Below are 3,295 nucleotides of genomic sequence, written 5' to 3' on the forward strand. Positions count from 1 at the left end.
GTACATCGGGCTCGTGCCGATGTCGCCGTAGACCACGCCGAGCGTCACGAGCACCATGCCGAGCGAGAAGGGGATGGCGCCGTTCGCGCCGCTTCCGTTGGCGGCGCCCGCCACCTGCTGCTGTGCCTGCTCGGTGGCTGCGCGGTTGGCGATGCGCGCCTCCACGGCGCTTCGGCTCACCCGATCGAACCCCTCGCCCATCGCGGTCGCCATGTCGTGCGCGTCGCGTGCCTTGCCCTGCTGGCCGCGCTTGCGCCTGCCCCTGTCGCTGCTCGCCAAGGTGTTGCTCCCTCTTCGACTCACGGAGGGCGCGCCGCTGAGCGGGCGCCGTCTTTATGCGGCCTTTATTCTAGGCACATTGCGCGCGAGGGGCGAGGGTGGACAGTTGGGGGCAGTCGGGGACGTGCTCGTTCTGCACACCTGGCGGGTGTGCAGAACGAGCACGTCCCCGACTGCACTAGAGGCCGGGTGGGTCGTAGGCGGGGAGGGAGAAGCCGAAGACCGAGCCCTGGGGCTTGTTGTCGCGCACCCAGATGCGGCCGCCGTGCGCCTCCACGATTGACTTGCAGAGGGATAGCCCCAGCCCCAGGCTCCTACGCCCGTCCACCGGCGAGATGCCGCGCACCGTGGAGAACTCCTCGAACACGTGCGCCTTCTCGGCGTCTGGGATGCCGGGGCCGGCGTCGGCCACCTCGCAGATCACGCGCCGGCCGTCGCGGCGCACCGACGCGTTGATGAGCGTGCCCTTGGGCGCGTACTTCACGGCGTTGTCCACGAGGTTCACCACCACCTGCATGATGAGCCGGGCGTCGAGCTTGGCCATGAGCACGCCGTCGCCGGAACGCACCTCGATGTCGTGGTCGGCGCGGGCCACGTGCGAGAGGTGCCCCACGGCCTCGCCCACAACCTCGTCGACGAGCTCGGGCGTGAGCTTGAGGTCGAGCGTGCCCTCCTGCACGCGCGTCACGGCCAGGAGGTTCTCCACGAGGTTCGTGAGCCAGTGGGCGTTCTCGGAGATGTCGGTGAGCAGCTCGGTGCGCTTCTCGGGCTCGATGCGGCTCGAGTCCGAGAGCAGAAGCGACGCCGATCCCGAGATGGACGTGAGCGGCGTGCGCAGGTCGTGGCCGATGGAGCGCAGCAGGTTGGCGCGCAGCTTCTCGTTCTTGGCGAGGAGCGTCGCCTCCTCGCGCTCGCGGGCGGCGCGTTTGCCCTCGAGCACGAGCGCGCACTCTCCGAGGATCGAGAGCACCGTCGAGTTCTCGAACGCGTCGAGCGGCTGCGTCCCCATCACGATGCCGATGACGCCGTAGACCTGCTCCTTCGTGCGAATGGCCAGGTAGAGGCAGTGCGCGTCGGGAAGCGTCGTGGTGGTGGCGCCGGCGTGCTTGTTGTTCTTGAACACCCAAGCGGCCACGGCGGCCTCGCTGGGCGAGAGCACCTCGGGGCTCGCGGCGCTGCCGTCAGGGCCGTCCTGCGCGCTCACCACGTAGGGGCGCGCAAGCTTGGTGGCGCCCGGGCGGCGCGAGGTGAGGGCGCGCGTGGCCTCGGCCTCGGCGCTCTCGGCGGCCTCCGGGACGCCCTCGGCCCTCGCGCGGCTCGCGGCGGAGGCGGGGTAGACCACCACGTCGCGCTCGAGGAGCTTGGAGAGCTGCTCGGCCACCACGTGGAACACCTGCGCCTCGTCGGCTGCCTGGCCCAGCAGCTGTTCGGTGTCGAAGAGCACCTTGGTGCGGTAGGCCGTGAGCGCCGCCTGGCGCGCCTGGTCGTTGATGTGGTTGGCGAGCGTGGAGCACAGAAGCGCCGTCATGAACATCACCACGAAGGTGGGCCCATAGGCCGGCACGAACGCGAACGTGTAGCGTGGGTCCACGAAGCAGTAGTTGAAGAGCACCACCGACACGAGCGCTGCCACCATGGTAAGGGGGCGGTGCGCCGTCATGATGGCGCAGATGAGCGTGGCCAGGATGTAGGCCGAGGTGATGTTCTCGGTGGTGAAGCCCAGGGCGTCGAAGGCAAAGCCGATTGCGGTGGCCCCGGCAAGCAGCCCTGTCGCCCACAGCAGGTCTCGCGGCTGGGGCACGGTGAACCAGCGTGTGGGCTGCGCGATGCCGCGCCCGGGCCGGCCCCCGCGCCGGCCGCCCTTGGGCACCTTGTCCGGGATGATGTAGATGTCGAGGCTCGGCGCGAGCTCGATGAGGCGGTCGGTGAGCTCGGAGCGGCCGAGCGGCGAGCGCCGGGCGGTGTTCCTCCCCATCACGAGCTTCGAGACGCCCGAGAGCCGCGCGAACTCGGCCAGCTGGAAGGCCACGTCGTCGCCGTAGGCCGAGACCACGTGCGCGCCCAGCTGCTCGGCGAGCCCGAGGTTGGCGTGGAGCTGGCGGTCGTCTTCGTCGGAGAGCGACGAGGTGTCGGGGGTCTTCACGTAGAGGGCGGTGAACTCGGCCTTGAAGGCGGTGGCCATGCGGGCCGCCGTGCGCAGGATCGTGGGGTTGGAGGCTGAGGGCGACACGCACACGAGCACGTGCTCGCCGGTGTGGTAGTCGCGGCTGGACTTGGCGCGGGCCTCGTCGGAGAGCAGGTTCATGCGGTCGGCGCTGCGGCCGCGGGCCTGTCCTCGCCCTCGCCCGTGGGCTCGTCCCCGCCCGTCTCGTCCGCGCCCTCCGACGCGTTCTCGTCCGGGTCCTCGAGCACCTCCATCGTCTCGGTGGGGTCGGCCACCATGCTGCGCGCGGCCAGGGTCTTGTCGCCCATGAGGTCCTCGGAGAAGAGGTCCTCGCCCTCGTCGGTGACGGGGTGGATCGAGGTGGTGTCGTCGAGGCTTTCGCGCGCGAGGCGAGCCGTGGGCCGCATGCGGGCGAAGAGCGGCACGTGCTCGATGAGCGTCGAGGAGTTCTCGAGGCCGTACCAGCGCGCCGGCGAGCCGCACAGGCGCCTCACGGCATACTTCACGGCCATGATACGGTGGTCGCCGCGGCTGATGTCAGTCTCGGGCACGAGGGTCTTGCGCATCATGCAGAAGCGGAAGTCGCCCACGGCGCCGCGCGTGCGGTAGACCGAGTAGTCGTGCACCTGACGGGGCAGCTCGCCCGACTCGATGAGGTCGCCCACCACCTGGCGCAGGTACGTGTTGACGCGCTGGTCGTCCTTGAAGCCCAGCTTGAGCTGCACCTTGAACACGAAGTCGGTGCCGAGCGAGTCCACCGTGTAGGTGCGCGTGTGCGGCTCGTCGGTCACGAGGACGTTCAGGAACCAGTAGGCGCGGGCGCGCTTGGGGTGCTTGTCGAGGATCGAGTAG

3 protein-coding genes are annotated in these 3,295 nt (G+C 69.9%); all 3 read right to left on the reverse strand.

Translation table 11 applies throughout. The features are described from left to right. The coding region (locus EFAMC2_RS06765; protein WP_222838553.1) for a KUP/HAK/KT family potassium transporter at positions 1 to 279 on the reverse strand (279 nt) is incomplete at its 3' end. Positions 280 to 457: 178 nt separating this feature from the next. Beyond that, positions 458 to 2,584 carry an ATP-binding protein gene (locus EFAMC2_RS06770; RefSeq protein WP_222838554.1) on the reverse strand — a complete coding sequence of 709 codons (2,127 nt, stop codon included), beginning with the start codon at positions 2,582 to 2,584 and terminating at the stop codon, positions 458 to 460. Beyond that, the coding region (locus EFAMC2_RS10570; protein ID WP_410054803.1) for a KUP/HAK/KT family potassium transporter at positions 2,581 to 3,295 on the reverse strand (715 nt) is incomplete at its 5' end. The genes EFAMC2_RS10570 and EFAMC2_RS06770, both read right to left, overlap by 4 nt.

Source organism: Olsenella uli, assembly GCF_901212655.1.
Lineage (GTDB): Bacteria > Actinomycetota > Coriobacteriia > Coriobacteriales > Atopobiaceae > Parolsenella > Parolsenella uli_A.